The sequence below is a fragment of the Sulfuritalea sp. genome, assembly GCF_017302275.1.
In the GTDB taxonomy this organism is placed as follows: domain Bacteria; phylum Pseudomonadota; class Gammaproteobacteria; order Burkholderiales; family Rhodocyclaceae; genus Sulfuritalea.
The window spans coordinates 1-14816 of sequence record NZ_JAFLDR010000021.1 but is presented as its reverse complement, the minus strand read 5'-3'; the positions used below and the strand labels follow the sequence as shown (position 1 = coordinate 14816).

14 protein-coding genes are annotated in these 14816 nt (G+C 65.9%); 3 read left to right on the top strand and 11 right to left on the bottom strand.

Annotation, left to right across the window (positions count from 1 at the left end; translation table 11 throughout):
- The first annotated feature begins 25 nt into the window (after nt 1-25).
- Nucleotides 26-295 (top strand): oxidative damage protection protein, encoded by a 270-nt coding sequence (locus J0M27_RS12645; RefSeq protein WP_294992084.1) that lies wholly within the window; start codon nt 26-28, stop codon nt 293-295.
- A gap of 65 nt (nt 296-360) precedes the next feature.
- Here the strand turns inward: J0M27_RS12645 and phoU are convergent, their stop codons facing one another.
- From phoU to bioB, 10 genes are all read right to left on the bottom strand, one after another.
- Nucleotides 361-1065, bottom strand: a complete 705-nt coding sequence (gene phoU, locus J0M27_RS12640) for a phosphate signaling complex protein PhoU (protein ID WP_294992081.1) — start codon at nt 1063-1065, stop codon at nt 361-363.
- A gap of 70 nt (nt 1066-1135) precedes the next feature.
- Nucleotides 1136-1807, bottom strand: coding sequence for a ribose-5-phosphate isomerase RpiA (rpiA, locus tag J0M27_RS12635; protein ID WP_294992078.1), 672 nt, complete (start codon nt 1805-1807; stop codon nt 1136-1138).
- A gap of 7 nt (nt 1808-1814) precedes the next feature.
- On the bottom strand, nt 1815-3479 hold the full coding sequence (locus tag J0M27_RS12630) for a hypothetical protein (RefSeq protein WP_294992075.1): 1665 nt from the start codon (nt 3477-3479) through the stop codon (nt 1815-1817).
- A 68-nt stretch (nt 3480-3547) separates the two neighbouring features.
- The gene (gene lpdA, locus J0M27_RS12625; protein ID WP_294992073.1) at nt 3548-5347 is read right to left on the bottom strand and encodes a dihydrolipoyl dehydrogenase; all 1800 of its coding nucleotides are present in this window, start codon (nt 5345-5347) and stop codon (nt 3548-3550) included.
- Nucleotides 5340-5921, bottom strand: coding sequence for an MFS transporter (locus J0M27_RS12620; RefSeq protein WP_294992070.1), 582 nt, complete (start codon nt 5919-5921; stop codon nt 5340-5342). The genes lpdA and J0M27_RS12620 overlap by 8 nt, the downstream gene beginning before the upstream one ends.
- The gene (aceF, locus tag J0M27_RS12615; protein ID WP_294992068.1) at nt 5918-7624 is read right to left on the bottom strand and encodes a dihydrolipoyllysine-residue acetyltransferase; all 1707 of its coding nucleotides are present in this window, start codon (nt 7622-7624) and stop codon (nt 5918-5920) included. Before aceF ends, J0M27_RS12620 begins: the two co-directional genes overlap by 4 nt.
- A 3-nt stretch (nt 7625-7627) precedes the next feature.
- On the bottom strand, nt 7628-10303 hold the full coding sequence (gene aceE / locus J0M27_RS12610; RefSeq protein WP_294992065.1) for a pyruvate dehydrogenase (acetyl-transferring), homodimeric type: 2676 nt from the start codon (nt 10301-10303) through the stop codon (nt 7628-7630).
- Between the two features lie 284 nt (nt 10304-10587).
- A complete protein-coding gene (locus tag J0M27_RS12605; RefSeq protein WP_294992062.1) occupies nt 10588-10740 on the bottom strand; it encodes a hypothetical protein in 153 nt (50 codons plus the stop codon).
- The gene (locus J0M27_RS12600; RefSeq protein WP_294992056.1) at nt 10737-11555 is read right to left on the bottom strand and encodes a methyltransferase domain-containing protein; all 819 of its coding nucleotides are present in this window, start codon (nt 11553-11555) and stop codon (nt 10737-10739) included. The genes J0M27_RS12605 and J0M27_RS12600 overlap by 4 nt, the downstream gene beginning before the upstream one ends.
- 146 nt (nt 11556-11701) lie before the next feature.
- Complete coding sequence (gene bioB / locus J0M27_RS12595) at nt 11702-12691, bottom strand: biotin synthase BioB (RefSeq protein WP_294992054.1); 990 nt, start codon at nt 12689-12691, stop codon at nt 11702-11704.
- Nucleotides 12692-12747: 56 nt separating this feature from the next.
- Here bioB and J0M27_RS12590 point away from each other — a divergent pair, with 56 nt between their 5' ends.
- Both J0M27_RS12590 and J0M27_RS12585 read left to right on the top strand, forming a co-directional pair.
- Complete coding sequence (locus tag J0M27_RS12590) at nt 12748-13458, top strand: ComF family protein (RefSeq protein ID WP_294992051.1); 711 nt, start codon at nt 12748-12750, stop codon at nt 13456-13458.
- 49 nt (nt 13459-13507) lie between these two features.
- Entirely contained in the window at nt 13508-13897 is a 390-nt protein-coding gene (locus J0M27_RS12585; RefSeq protein WP_294992048.1) for a hypothetical protein, read from the top strand.
- A gap of 35 nt (nt 13898-13932) precedes the next feature.
- Here J0M27_RS12585 and J0M27_RS12580 read toward each other — a convergent pair.
- On the bottom strand, nt 13933-14816 hold an 884-nt coding region (locus J0M27_RS12580), incomplete at its 5' end, for a tetratricopeptide repeat protein (protein WP_294992046.1).

Below are 14816 nucleotides of genomic sequence, written 5' to 3'. Positions count from 1 at the left end.
TGCAGCCTTAGCGAAAGGAAACACCGTGGCACGCATGGTCAATTGCATCAAGCTCGGACGCGAGGCCGAAGGCCTCGATCTGCCCCCCATGCCCGGCGAAATGGGCAAGAAGCTCTACGAAAACGTTTCCAAGGAAGCGTGGCAGCAGTGGATCAAGCTGCAGACGATGATCATCAACGAGAACCGCCTCAGCCTCGCCGATGCCCAGCATCGAAAATACCTCGCGGAGCAGGTGACGAAGCATTTCTTCGGCGACGGCGCCGACCAGGTCGGCGGCTACGTTCCGCCGAAGTAAGCGCATCCCAAGGGCGGCGGATGGGCATGCCGGCGCTGCTGGCGGAAGCCGCCCAAAGCCGTCCGTCAGCCGGAAGCGACTTCCTTCTCCATCGCTTCAAGTCCGATGTGGCGCACGTCGCGGCCGCGCACCAGGTAGACGACATACTCGGAGATGTTCTTCGCATGGTCGCCGATGCGCTCGATCGAGCGGGCGACGAACAGCAGGTCGAGCGAGCTGGAAATCGTGCGCGGATCTTCCATCATGAAGGTGATCAGCTGGCGCATCGCCGCCTTGAACCCGGCATCCACGTCGCGATCCTGACGCACCACCTCGGCCGAGGCATTGACGTCGAGCCGGGCGAAGGCATCGAGCGCCTTGCGCAGCATGGCCACCGCGATATCCGCCGGCGGCCGCAGGTCGACGCGGGGAACGAAGCGGGTATCGCTGCCGTGGATGTCGCGCGCCATCTTGGCGATCTTCTTCGCCTCGTCGCCAATGCGTTCGAGGTCGGTGATGGTTTTGACCACCGTCATGATCATGCGCAGGTCGATCGCGGCCGGTTGGCGTCGGGCGATGACGTTATTGCAGGCTTCGTCGAGTTCGACCTCGTGCCGGTTGACCTGGCGATCGTTGGCGATCACCTGCTCGATCAGGGCCAGTTCGCCCGATTCCAGGCCATCCATGGCGCGAATCAATTGCTGCTCGACCAGACCGCCCATCGCCAGCACGCGCGTGCGCAAGCCTTCTAGGTCGGCATCGAATTGTCGGCTGATGTGTTCCTGGTTCATGGTGCGGTCCCGGTTACGATTTCGCGACTATAGCCGTCGCGTGTGACGGAAATGTTTCAGCGCGCTGGATTCAGCGCGTATAAGTTTCCACTCCTTGCGGCGCCGCCAGCAACAAAACGTCCGCGCCACGTCGAGCGAACAGTCCGTTGGTGACCACGCCAACAATCTGGTTGATGTGATCCTCCAGCCCGACCGGGTCGATGATCGACAGGCCATGCACGTCGAGGATCAGGTTGCCGTTGTCGGTGACGAAACCCTCGCGCAGCTTGGGCGTACCGCCGAGTTTCTCCAGTTCCCGACCGACATGGGCGCGGGACATCGGGATCACCTCGACCGGCAACGGAAAGCGGCCCATCACCGGCACGCGCTTGGACGCATCGCAAATGCAGACGAAGGTTTCCGCCACCGCCGCGACGATTTTCTCGCGCGTCAATGCGCCGCCGCCGCCCTTGATCATCGCCATGCTGGCATCGATCTCGTCGGCGCCATCGACATAAATACCCATGGCATCGACGTCGTTGAGGTCGAGCACTCGGATGCCGTGCCCTTGCAGCCGCCGCGCCGTGGCCTCCGAGCTCGCCACGGTGCCGCCGATGCGGTCCCTGATCTTGGCGATCTCGTCGATGAAGAAGTTCGCGGTGCTGCCGGTGCCGACGCCGAGGATGCCCCCGACCGGCAACCGGTCCGCCACGTAGTCGCGCGCCACTCGCGCGACGGCCTGCTTGAGTTCGTCTTGCGTCATTGGAGCCTCAGGAAATGCGGGTGAATTCCATGCGGTCGTAATCCGCACCGCGGTCGAGCAGGGTGTCGAGCCGCACCCGCCAGCGTCCGACTTCGCTGCGCACATCGACCTGCATCCGATCGACGAAGGTCCCGGCGGGCAGGACGATCTGGTTGCCGTCGAGGCTGACGATGATCGCATCGTACCAGCCATCGCCGCCGCCATCGACGATGCGGGCCCATGCGCTTTCCTCGCCGACCGGCTTGGCCATGGCGCAGATCGACGGCCACGCCAGGGCTTCGAGGCCGAAGCTGGGCCGATTCGCGCTGTCGCGGCCGATGCGGCGGATCAAGCCGAGCCGCCAGTCGGTTCCGTCCGACTCGCGCACGCAGACCAGGACACCGATGCGGTGACGAGACAACACGGCCGGCGCGATGGCACCGATGCCGGTGGCACTTTGGTCGACCAATATCCATTGCTCCATCTGCGCCTGGGCGCCCGCGATTTCGAGCTTGAGCAGGATGTCCATCGGGCTGACGACTTCCTCGGCATCCGGCGGCGCGGCTTTCTCCGATGCGGCGGATTCCGGCGCGGCAACCCTGCCGAAGCGCGTCTCCTCGAACTGCCGAATCATCCTGGCAAAGTCGTTCCCCTCGTACTTCATGGAACGTCCCTTGCGGGCGAACTGGGCGGCGGCAACCATGCGTCGCGCGTGGTCGAAGCCGAACATCACGCGCAAGCCACCGCGCCCGCTGACCCGATCGCCGCCACGCTTGGGCGGCTTCGACGCCCAATGGGTCAGCAGGATTCCGATGGCGCTCTCGACCTGCTCCGCGCTGGCGGGGGTCAGTCCCATCCAGACGGGTGCACCCTCCTTGCCCTTGATCTGTTTCGCCAGATTGATCAGGGCGCCACGCAGTTTCGGCACCGAGCAGTAGCGCAGCTTGTCACCGCCCGTGTCGTCGCTCGTCAGGCGTTGCGGCCCCGCGCCCCGCGCCAGGTCGATGCGATGCGTGCTCTGGTTGTGGGGCTCGTTGCTGAGGTCGAGCGAGTCACAGGACCGCAGGAAGGCCTCGACGAATTCCAGTTGCTGCGGAACCAGGTTGCTGATCGGAACAAATTCGAGGTAGAGGCCGATCAGGTACTCGCCCAGGGGCGTCGTTTCCACTTCGTTGCGATAGGGCGTGACCTTCGTCTTCAGCAGCGAAAGGCGGGCCAGCACCTGGGCCAGATCATGGGCATCCTGCCAAAGCTCGGCGCCCGGGGCGCGATAGCGGAAGTGTTGCAGTTTCTTGCGCAAGGCCCAGGCCATCATCGCCCTCGCGGCGCAGCGCGCCACGCGCAGTTTTTCGTCGTCGGTCGACAGTTCGAGGGCGGGGGTCAGGAACAGGCGATAGCTGCGAAACAGGTGCGCTGCATGCGACTCCAGCGCAGACCAGACGGAATCCGCCAGGTACTCGCGTTCCGAGGGAGAGAGGTAGCGGGTCAGCAAATACCGCGCGGCGGAATGTGAAAACTGGTCCAGCCGGTCGAGGGCACGCAACGCCAGCGTCGGACCGATCTCGCGCACGGTCGGCTCCATGTCCGCCAGGCGCCCGTCGATCTCGAACAGCAGGCGCCCCGGATCGGACTCGGGAAGCACCGCGAGCAGGGCATCAAGGCCCGCGTCCGACGCCAGTGGATGGTCGGGCACCTTGTTTCCGTGGAACCGTGAAATCAGCTTGTCGAACACAGTACCAGGGAGTCTACCCGATGATCAGCTCATTTTTTGCGCATCGGCGGCAGGTCGGTGCAAGAGCCATGCGCGACTTCGGCCGCCATGCCTATGGTTTCGCCCAGGGTCGGATGCGGATGGATGGTCTTGCCGATATCCACCGCATCGGCGCCCATCTCGATCGCCAGGGCGACTTCGCCGATCATGTCGCCGGCGTTGGGGCCGACGATGCTGCCGCCGATCACGCGGTGACTTTCTTCATCGAACACCAGCTTGGTGAAGCCATAGTCGGCGCCGTTGGCGATCGCCCGGCCGGAGGCCGCCCATGGGAACTTGGCGACGCTGACCTTGCGCCCGGCTTTCTTCGCCTCGTCCTCGCCGACGCCGACCCAGGCCACCTCCGGATGGGTGTAGGCCACGCCGGGAATCACGGTGGCGTCGAAGTGGGCCTTTTGCCCCGCCGCGGCTTCGGCCGCGACGTGGGCCTCATGCACCGCCTTGTGCGCCAGCATGGGGTTGCCGACGATGTCGCCGATGGCGAAGATGTGGGGCACGCCGGTGCGCATCTGGCTGTCGACCGGGATGAAGCCTCGCTCGTTCACCACCACACCTGCCTTCTCTGCGCCGATTTTCTTGCCGTTCGGCGCGCGTCCGGCCGATTGCAGGATCATGTCGTAGCACTGCGCCTCCGCCGGCGCCTGTTCGCCCTCGAACTTGACCCAGAGGCCGTCCGGCTTGGCGTCGACAGCGACGGTCTTGGTTTTCAGCATGACCTTGTCGAAACGCTTGGCGTTCTGCTTTTCCCAGACTTTGACCAAGTCGCGATCCGGCCCCTGCATCAGGCCGTCGAGCATCTCGACCACATCGACCTTCGTGCCCAGCGTCGAATACACCGTCGCCATTTCGAGGCCGATGATGCCACCACCGATGACCAGCATGCGCTTGGGCACGAAGCGCAGTTCCAGAGCACCGGTGGAATCGACAATACGCGGATCCCTGGGAATGAACGGCAGGTGGAAAGCCGCCGAGCCGGCGGCGATGATGCATTTCTGGAAGCGGATCACCTTCCTGGCGCCGGTCTTTTCTTGTGAGGCGCCAGTGGTCTCCTCGACTTCGAGATGGTTGGCGTCGAGGAAGTGGCCATAGCCGCGCACGGTCTCGACCTTGCGCGCCTTGGCCATGCCGGCCAGCCCGCCGGTCAGCTTGCCGACCACCTTCTCCTTGTGCGCGCGCAACTTGTCGATGTCAACCTTGGGTGCGGCGAAGCTGATGCCGAGGTCGCTCGCGTGTTCTGCCTCTTCCATCACCGCTGCGACGTGCAGCAGCGCCTTCGAGGGAATGCAGCCGACATTGAGGCAGACGCCGCCCAGCGTCGCATAGCGTTCGACGATGACCGTCTTCATGCCGAGGTCGGCAGCACGGAAAGCGGCGGAATAACCGCCGGGACCGGCGCCCAGCACCAGCATTTCGCATTCGAGGTCGGCCTTGCCGGCGAATTTGCCAGTCGCGCTGGCGGCAATCGGAGCCGCAACCGGTGCGGCCGGAGCTGCAGGGGCGACGGCCGGTGCTGGTGCCGCCTGAGCGGGCGCCCCCGCCGTGGCGCCAGCGCCGACTTTCACCAATGCCACCAGTGTTCCCTCTGCGACCTTGTCGCCGACCTTCATCTTCAGCTCCGTCACCACGCCGGATACCGGCGAAGGCACATCCATGGTGGCCTTGTCCGATTCCAGGGTGATCAGCGAATCCTCGGCCTTGACCGTGTCGCCGACCTTGACCAGGACTTCGATGACCGGCACATCCTTGAAGTCGCCGATGTCGGGTACCTTCACTTCAACGACGTCACTCATTTGGCTTTCCTTCCAGTTTGAACTCATGGACCACGATCGGCGGTCCGGATGAAGTATCGAATTCGATGCCCGCGGCGACGCCGGCCCGTGCAATTTCGGCAGCCGACATTGCTCCGTCGTACAGCGCGTGCATCGCACCGAGGGCGAAGCTGCGGCCGGAACCGGCAGCCCAGACCCGGTCGAACTCGAACACTTCGCGATACGAATAGACGCCGTAGATGCCACTGGGATTGGCGATCAGCGCGGTGATCTGCGAGCTCTCGTAGGGATCGTCCTCGTCTTCCTTGGTATTGAGGAAGGCGTGTTCCTTGAGGATGGGATGCAGGCGGCGGAATGTCTCGTACACCTCCATGCGCGAGCCGAGACTGATGTTTTCCAGCTTCGAGAACGCACTCAGCAAAACCAGATGGTGCGCCGATGATCCGCAGATGCCGATCTTCGAACCGGCGATGTCGAGGATCTTGTCGTGCTCGCCCTTGTAACTGCGGGCCAGGCGCGTGTCGCCGAAGGTGGTGAGACCGTCCGCCGCGATGGCGACGGCCTCCCCCTTCTTGACCACGGTGAGCGTGGTCACAGCATGCTTCTCCGCATGTCGGCCAAGAGTTGCGCCAGATAGACGTTGAAGCGCGTAGCCAGCGCGCCGTCGATCACGCGGTGGTCCGCGGTCAGCGACAGCGGCAGGGTCAGGCGCGGCACGAATTGCTTGCCGTCCCACACCGGCTTCATCGCCGACTTGTTGACGCCGAGGATCGCCACTTCCGGCGCATTGACGATGGGCGCGAAGTAGGTGCCGCCGATGCCGCCGAGGCTGGAAATGGTGAAGCAGGCGCCCTGCATGTCGGCAGGCTTCAACTTGCCCTCGCGCGCCTGCTTGGCCAGGTCGCCGCTTTCCTTCGCCAGCTCGAAGACACCCTTGCTCTCGGCGTTCTTGATCACCGGCACCATCAGGCCGTTGGGCGTGTCGGCGGCGAAGCCGATGTTGAAGTACTTCTTCATCACCAGATTGTCGCCATCGATGGACGAGTTGAACTCGGGATACTTCTGCATCGCCCGGACAACAGCCTTGATCAGGAAGGCGAGCATGGTCAGCTTGCTGGTTTTACCATCTGGGCCGGCCTTCTCGTTTTCCTTGTTGATCTGCACGCGGAAGGCTTCGAGGTCGGTGATGTCGGCGTCCTCGTGGTAGGTGACGGCGGGAATCATCACCCAGTTGCGCGAGAGGTTGGCGCCGGAAATCTTCTTGATCCGCGACAGCGGCTGGACGTCGATCGGCCCGAACTTACTGAAGTCGATCTTCGGCCAGGGCAGGAGATCAAGGCCCCCGCCGGAAGCCGCCGCCGCGGGTGCTGCCGGCGGCGGTGCGCTGAGCATACCCTTGACGTAGGCTTGGATGTCGCTTTGCAGGATGCGGCCCTTCGGCCCGCTGCCCGCCACCTTGCTCACATCGACGCCGAGCTCGCGGGCGAAGCGGCGCACCGATGGGCTGGCATGGGCCGCCTTGCCGGTCAGGCGGTCGGCCGGCGTCAGCATGGTGACGCGGGGCGGGGAGGAAATCAGTTCGTTATCGCCCGGACGATAATCCGCCCCGGCGCCTGAGCTCGCTGCCGGCGCTGCCGCAGGGGCCGCGACGGCTGCGGCCGCAGTAACTGCAGCCGCGACCGCTGGCGCCGCGGCAACGGGAGCCGCAACCGCCGTAGCGCCAGCGCTGACCTTTACCAGTGCCAGCAGCACGCCCTCGGCCACCTTGTCGCCGACCTTCACCTTGAGCTCGCTGACGACACCGGAGACCGGGCTGGGAATGTCCATGGTCGCCTTGTCCGACTCCAGGGTCATCAGCGAATCCTCGGCCTTCACCGTATCGCCGACCTTGACCAGCAGTCCGATGATCGGCACGTCCTTGAAGTCGCCGATGTCGGGGACACGAACCTCGACCACCGAGGCCGCCGAGCTTGCCGGCGCCGCCGGACTTGCCGGGGCCGGCGCTACAGGCGCGGCCGCAGCCGGGGCCGCAGCGGGAGCGGCCGCCTGACCCGCGGCGGCGCTGTCGATCAGTGCGACCAGACTGCCTTCCGCCACCTTGTCGCCGACCTTCAGCTTCAACTCGGTCACCACGCCGGAAACCGGCGAGGGCACATCCATGGTCGCCTTGTCCGACTCCAGGGTGATCAGCGAATCCTCGGCTTTCACGGTGTCGCCGACCTTGACCAGCAGTTCGATCACCGGCACATCCTTGAAGTCGCCGATGTCCGGGACTTTCACTTCGACTATGTTGGCCATGGCTTACACCTTCACCGGATTGGGCTTGTTCGGATCGAGGCCGTATTTCTTGATCGCCTCGGCGAGCTTCTCCTTCTTCAGCGCGCCCTCTTCGGCCAGCGCCGTGAGCGCCGCCAGGGTTATCCAGTGGCGATCGACCTCGAAGAAATGGCGCAGCTTTTCGCGCGTGTCGGAACGGCCGAAGCCGTCGGTGCCCAGCACCGTGTAGGGGCGCGGCACGAAGGGCCGGATCTGCTCGGCGAAGGCGCGCACGTAATCGGTGGCGGCGATCACCGGGCCGCGGGTCTCGGCCAGGCAGGCGCCGACGTGGGAGACGCGCTGCTTCCCGGTCGGGTGCAGCAGGTTCCAGCGCGCGCAGTCCTGGCCTTCGCGCGCCAGTTCGTTGAAGCTGGGGCAGGACCAAAGGTCGGCTTCGACACCCCAGTCCTTCTTCAGCAGCGCGGCGGCGGCGACGGCTTCCATGAAAATCGTGCCAGAGCCCAGGAGCTGCACGCGCGGGCCGTTGCTGGCGGCGCCCTTGCGGAACTGGTACATGCCCTTGAGGATGCCCTCCGCCGCGCCTTCCGGCATCGCCGGATGCTCGTAGTTCTCGTTCATAACCGTCAGGTAATAGAACACGTCCTCCTGCTCGGTGACCATGCGGCGCAGGCCGTCCTGCACAATCACGGCGACTTCGTAGGCGAAGGTCGGATCGTAGGAGATGCAGTTGGGCACGGCGCCGGCGAGGATCTGCGAATGGCCGTCCTCGTGCTGCAGGCCTTCACCGTTGAGCGTGGTGCGCCCGGCGGTGCCGCCGACCAGGAAACCGCGTGCGCGCTGGTCGCCCGCGGCCCAGACGAGGTCCATGGTGCGCTGCATGCCGAACATCGAATAGCAGACATAGACCGGGATCATCTGCACGCCGTGCGTCGAATAGCTGGTGCCGGCGGCGATCCAGTCGGCCATGGCGCCGGCTTCGTTGATGCCCTCCTGCAGGATCTGGCCGTTCCTGGTTTCCTTGTAGAACATCATCTGGTCGGCATCCTGCGGCACGTAGTTCTGGCCGTCCTGGTTCCAGATGCCGATCTGGCGGAACAGGCCTTCCATGCCGAAGGTGCGCGATTCGTCGACCACGATGGGCACGACGCGCTTGCCGATGACCTTGTCTTTCAACATGACGTTGAGGCCGCGCACGAAGGACATCGTCGTCGAGAATTCACGGCCCTCGCCGCCGGCCTTGAGCAGGGCGTCGAAGGCGGTCAGCGGCGGCACCGGCAGGGCTTCGGCTTTCGGCCGGCGCGAGGGCAGGTAGCCGCCCAGCGCCATGCGCCGTTCGCGCATGTAGTTGAGTTCCGGCGAGCCTTCGGGGAACTTCAGGTAAGGCAGCTTTTCGAGGTCCTCGTCCTTCACCGGCAGCTTGAAGCGGTCGCGGAAGGACTTGATCGAAGTCGTGCCCATCTTCTTCTGCTGGTGGGTGATGTTCTGCGCTTCGCCGGCTTCGCCCATGCCGTAACCCTTGATGGTCTTCGCCAAAATGACAGTTGGCTGGCCCTTGTGCGCCACGGCGGCCGCGTAGGCGGCATACACCTTGTGCGGGTCGTGGCCGCCGCGGTTGAGGCGCCAGATGTCGTCGTCGGACCAGGTGGCGACCATCTTCAGCAGTTCCGGATACTTGCCGAAGAAATGCTTGCGCACATAGGCTCCGTCGCGCGCCTTGAAGGTCTGGTAGTCGCCGTCGACGCATTCCATCATGCGCTTCTGCAAGAGGCCCGTCTTGTCCTGGGCCAGTAGCGGATCCCAGTAGGAACCCCAGATCACCTTGATCACGTTCCAGCCGGCGCCGCGGAAATCGGATTCGAGTTCCTGGATGATCTTGCCGTTGCCGCGCACCGGACCGTCGAGCCGCTGCAGGTTGCAGTTGATGACGAAGACCAGGTTGTCCAGGCGCTCGCGCCCGGCCATGCCGATGGCGCCCATCGATTCTGGTTCGTCCATCTCGCCGTCGCCCATGAAGGCCCAGACCTTGCGGTTGTCGGTGGGGATCAACTCGCGGTGCTGCATGTACTTCATGAAGCGCGCCTGGTAGATCGCCTGCAGGGGCCCGAGGCCCATCGACACGGTAGGGAACTGCCAGAAGTCGGGCATCAGCCAGGGATGCGGATAGGAGGAGAGGCCCTTGCCGTCGACTTCGCGGCGGAAGTTGTCCATCTGCTCTTCGGAAAGCCGCCCGAGCATGAAGGCGCGGGCATAAGTGCCGGGCGCGGAATGTCCCTGCGAGAACACCAGGTCGCCGCCGTGATTCTCGGACGGCGCGTGCCAGAAATGGTTGTAGCCGATGTCATACAGCGTGGCCGCCGAGGCGTAGCTGGCGATGTGGCCGCCGAGGCCCGAGTCGTCGCGGTTGGCGCGCAGCACCATGGCCAGCGCGTTCCAGCGTGCATAGGCGCGGATGCGGTGCTCGAGGTCGTAGTCGCCCGGCGCCACCGGCTGCTGTTCGACGGGGATGGTGTTGATGTATTCGGTATTGGCGCTGTAGGGCATGTTGATGCCCGTCTGGTGGCCCAGCGCGATCAGCTGCTCGAGTATGAAATGCGCGCGCTCGGGGCCTTCGTGCGCAATGATGGCCTGCAGTGCTTCGAGCCACTCACGGGTTTCCTGCGGGTCGGCGTCGGATGACGCGAGCTGGGGCGCGGCTGACATGAAATCTCCTCGTCTGTTGGTGAGCGCCAGCGGGAGATCGTCCCGCCGACGTCCTGCTCGTCACGCCATGGATGCGTCGCAGGGATCGGCCTGCACAGCGGCATCCACAACGTTTTTCTTTCGCAGCATAGTCCGGTTTGATGCCCGGGCAGGCTGCGAATGTTGCGCATTGTAAAATGTATCTTCACAATGCGCAATAGTGGATTTCACGTAGGTGAATGGCGCAAAGGCGCGAGCGCCATCGCCGGGCCGCACGGGACGGTCGGATTCCGGAGGAAAGAAGCTCAGGCTTCGGTGTCGTGCCGCCGCAACGCGGACTTCTGCCGCGCGCGGCTGGCGCGCTTGTCCTTGCGCTGGTGTGCGCCGCCCTTTTTCAGCAGCGGGGCTATCGCCACCGGGTTGCGCGGCTTCAGGTGCCTTTGCCTGGCGCGCTTCATCGCGACTGGAACCGGATCACGGCACGGCCATCGGCGATCTGCCGCGGTTCGGGTTTCCAGGCATGGCCGAAGACGATCTCGAAGCTCGCCGGCAAGCGCCCGTCGGCATCGCGGCTCCAGGCGGCAAAGATGCGGCGCCAGTCGCGCCAGCCCTGGCGACCCAGCAATCCGTCGCGCACGCCGAGGTGGCGCTGGTCGGCGAGAAAGGCGCGCGGGCCGGGATAGGTCAGGGTGATCATTTCCATGTCCATCACCGGGTCGCCAAAGCCGGCGCCGACCAGCATGTCGCCCAGGTCATGCATGTCGAGGAAGCGCTTCGCCGTATCTCCAGCGCCGACTCTTGCAGCCGCCTCGCGCAATTCCTTGAGCGTATCCGGCCCCAGAGTGGCGAAGCACAGCAGGCCGCCGACTTCCAGCACACGGTGCAGTTCGCGGAAGGCGGGCAGGGGCTCGTCCAGCCAGTGCAGCATCAGGTTCGACCAGACCAGGCCGACGCTGCCCGCTGCCAGCGGCAGGGCGCGCACATCGGCATTCAGCAGCCGCGGGCCGCGCCCCATGAGGCGCTGCAGGCGCGGGGTGCCGCGGCGCACGGCGTGCAGCATGGGCAAGGCGTAATCGACCGCCAGCGGCTGCGCCTTGGGGTAGCGCCGCTGCAGCTCGCGGATGCCGTCGCCGGTGGCGCAGCCGATGTCGGCAACCCGCTGCGGAGCAATCTTTACCAGGTCGAGGCGCTGCGCCATGCGAGCGCCCACTTCGCGGGCGAGGACCGCCGCAGAGTGGTAAGTCGCGGCGGCCGTGGAGAAGTCGCCGCGCATTACGATGCCAGAGCCTGTGAAGAAATCGTAGCGAGCGGGCCGCAGCGGGGTGCGGCCGGAGCGCAGCTACCGGAATGTACTTTGTCGTGCATGAGGATAGTGAGCACCGCCCAAGCCCCGATCCGGCACGCGCAGTAGATTTATTCTCAGGCGGCGTGCAGTCCCAGGCGCTTGAACAAGGCCTCGTCGCGCCCCGCTTCGGGATTGTCGGCCGTCAGCAGCTTGTCGCCGTAGAAGATCGAGTTGGCGCCGGCGAGAAAGCACAGGGCCTGCAGTTCGTCGCTCATCTCCTGGCGCCCGGCAGAGAGGCGCACCAATGAAGTCGGCATGATGATGCGCGCCACGGCGATGGTGCGCACGAATTCGAAGGGGTCCAGCGGCGGCGCATTTTCCAGCGGCGTGCCGGGCATCGGCACCAACTGGTTGATCGGCACCGATTCAGGCGGCGGCGCCAGGTTGGCCAGTTCCGCCAGCAGCGAGGCGCGCGCGCGGCGCGTCTCGCCCATGCCGACGATGCCGCCGCAGCAGACATTGATGCCGGCGGCGCGCACCTGATCCAGGGTATCGAAGCGATCCTGCTGGCTATGCGTGCTGATCACCTGACCGTAGAACTCCGGCGCGGTGTCGAGGTTGTGGTTGTAATAGTCGAGCCCGGCTGCCTTCAGCTTGTCGGCCTGGCCGGGCTTGAGCATGCCCAGCGTGACGCAGGTTTCCATGCCCAGCGCCTTGACCGCGGCTATCATGCCCGCCACCTGATCAAGGTCCTTGTCTTTGGGACCGCGCCAGGCCGCGCCCATGCAGAAGCGCGTGGCGCCCTTGTCCTTGGCAGCCTTGGCCGCGCTGACCACCGCGTCAACGTCCAGCAGCGCCTCGCGCTCGGCCTCGCCGTGGTGCGCCGATTGCGAGCAATAGCCGCAGTCCTCGGAACAGCCGCCGGTCTTGATCGACAACAGGGTCGACAACTGGACCGCATTGGGCTGGTGGTGCTCGCGGTGCACTTCCTGCGCGCGGAACAGCAGGTCGTTGAACGGCAGCTCGAACAGGGCGACCAGGGCATCAGTGCTCCAACGCAGCGCCGGAAGCGGCGTCGTGGCGTGGACTTGGGCTGCAGGTTGGGCAGTGGCGGTGGCAGTCATCGCAGGGGACTCGCTAGAATGCGGGGAGGCGCGAATCTTGGTGGAAGGAGCCCGGCTTGTCAATTGCAGCCCGTGTGGCCAAGGCCCTGCGCCACGGCTTCGCCGCCGTCATCCCGCAGAATTGCCTGCTTTGCCGCGCCGCCGCCGGCGACAGCCTGCTCTGCGCCGCATGTACCGAGGCCCTGCCGCGCCTGTCGCCCGAATGCTGTCCCGTCTGCGCGCTGCCGACCCCGGGTGCGCAAACCTGCGGCGCCTGCCTCAGGCACCCGCCGCACTTCGATGCCACTCGGGCCGTATTCCGCTACGAGTTCCCGCTCGATCGCCTGGTCCAGTCGCTGAAGTACGCGCACCGTCTTGCCAGCGCCGACTTTCTCGGGCGCGAAATCGCCCGCATGCTCCGGCCCTCGCCTGCCCCCGACCTGATCCTGCCGGTTCCGCTCGCGGCGCCGCGGCTGGCCGAGCGCGGCTTCAACCAGGCGCTGGAACTCGCCCGGCCGCTGGCGCGATCCTGCGGCGCTCCGCTGGATATTCGCCACGTCCGCCGCCATCGCGACACCACGCCGCAAGCCAGCCTGCCCTGGAAGGAGCGCGCGAAAAACATCCGCCACGCCTTCGAATGCGACATCGACCTCGCCGGAATGAACGTACTGGTGGTTGACGATGTCATGACCACCGGTGCCACGCTCGACGAGCTGGCGCGCACGCTGAAGGCGCACGGCGCGAACCGGGTCGAGAATCGCGTGCTGGCGCGGGCGCTGAAGGACTGAGCGGCGGCAACAACGTTACAATCGGCGCATATCCAATCCGGGGCATCCCATGGCATTCCGCGATCCGGTCGACAGGAACATGCTGCGCATGGAAGCGCGTCGCTTCGCCACGCGCTGCGACGGCCAGGTCTCCCTGATCGAGCGCGCCGACACCCTGCGCGAAGTCGCGCGGCTGGCCACCCTGATCACCCTGCCCTTTTCGCTCTCCGGCGACGACACGGCACGCGACGCGCTGCGCGTGGTGAAGATGCGCGCCGAGGACCGGGCGCGGGAACTGGTCCAGGAACAGTTGCAGAACTATGTCCGCGCCGACGAGAATCAGCGCGAAAAGCTCAGGCGCGCCATGCTGGATGCCTGGGCCAACCTGACCGGACCGTTGGCACACCTGCGAACATGGGCGCAGAGCAAGCTAGTCGCGGCGGAGCAGCAGGGCGAATGAGCGGCGGCAGCCCGTAGCGGCCGCCACCTGCCCCCTCAGCGCAAGCGCTGCTCCACATGCTGCGCCAGGTCGGCCGGCAGCCCCGGCAGGCTGCGAGCCTTCTGGTAGGCGTCGCGTGCCTCGGCGCCCTTGCCTGCGGCATCGAGCGCGATCCCCAGCCCCGCCCACCAACGACCTTCGCCGGGAGCCAGCCGGGTGGCGGCTTGGTAGTGCGTTACGGCTTCGGCGGAACGTCCGGCGCGATTCAGCAGCGCCGCGGCAAAACCCTGGAACTCCGCGCTGCGATCACCCGCCGCCGCATGTTTCTGCAGGGTTTCCAGGGCCGCCGCCGCCTGGTTGCGTTCGACCTGCAGGCGGGCCAGCGCCAGCGCCGAGGAAAGGCGCGCCGATGCGATGTCGCCCCCCTTGCGCAACACCTCCTCCGCCTCGTCGTAACGCCGCGCCTCGATCAGCAGCGCCGCCAGCGCCTGCCTCGCCGCGGCATGTTCGGCCTGGTCGGCGAGAGCCGCGCGATAGATTCCGATCGCATCCTCCGTCAGTCCCTGGCGGGCTGCCGCGAGGCCCCGTCGATAGGTGGTTTCCGCACGTTCCGCGGCGCTCGGTTGGCGCAGCTGCTTTTCGATGAAAACCTCGGCCGGCGGCGCCGCCTTGGCCGCGACGACGGGGGCAGGCCGTGGCGTCGGTTCGGCCATGGGTGGCTTGGAAGTCGGCGCCCCACGGGGACTTCCTTCGGTCGCTGGCGACACGGTGGCGACCGCGGGAAGCACCGGCGGCGAAGGCCTGGCGGGTACCTCGGACTGCTTGCGCACCGGCTCCGGCTTCGTTTCCGGAAGCGCAACCAAGGCGTCTGCCATGCGCAGCGTGGGCAGCGCGGCGACCGGGGCTGGCGCCGGTGCGGCGGCGGCCGCGGCAGGCTCTG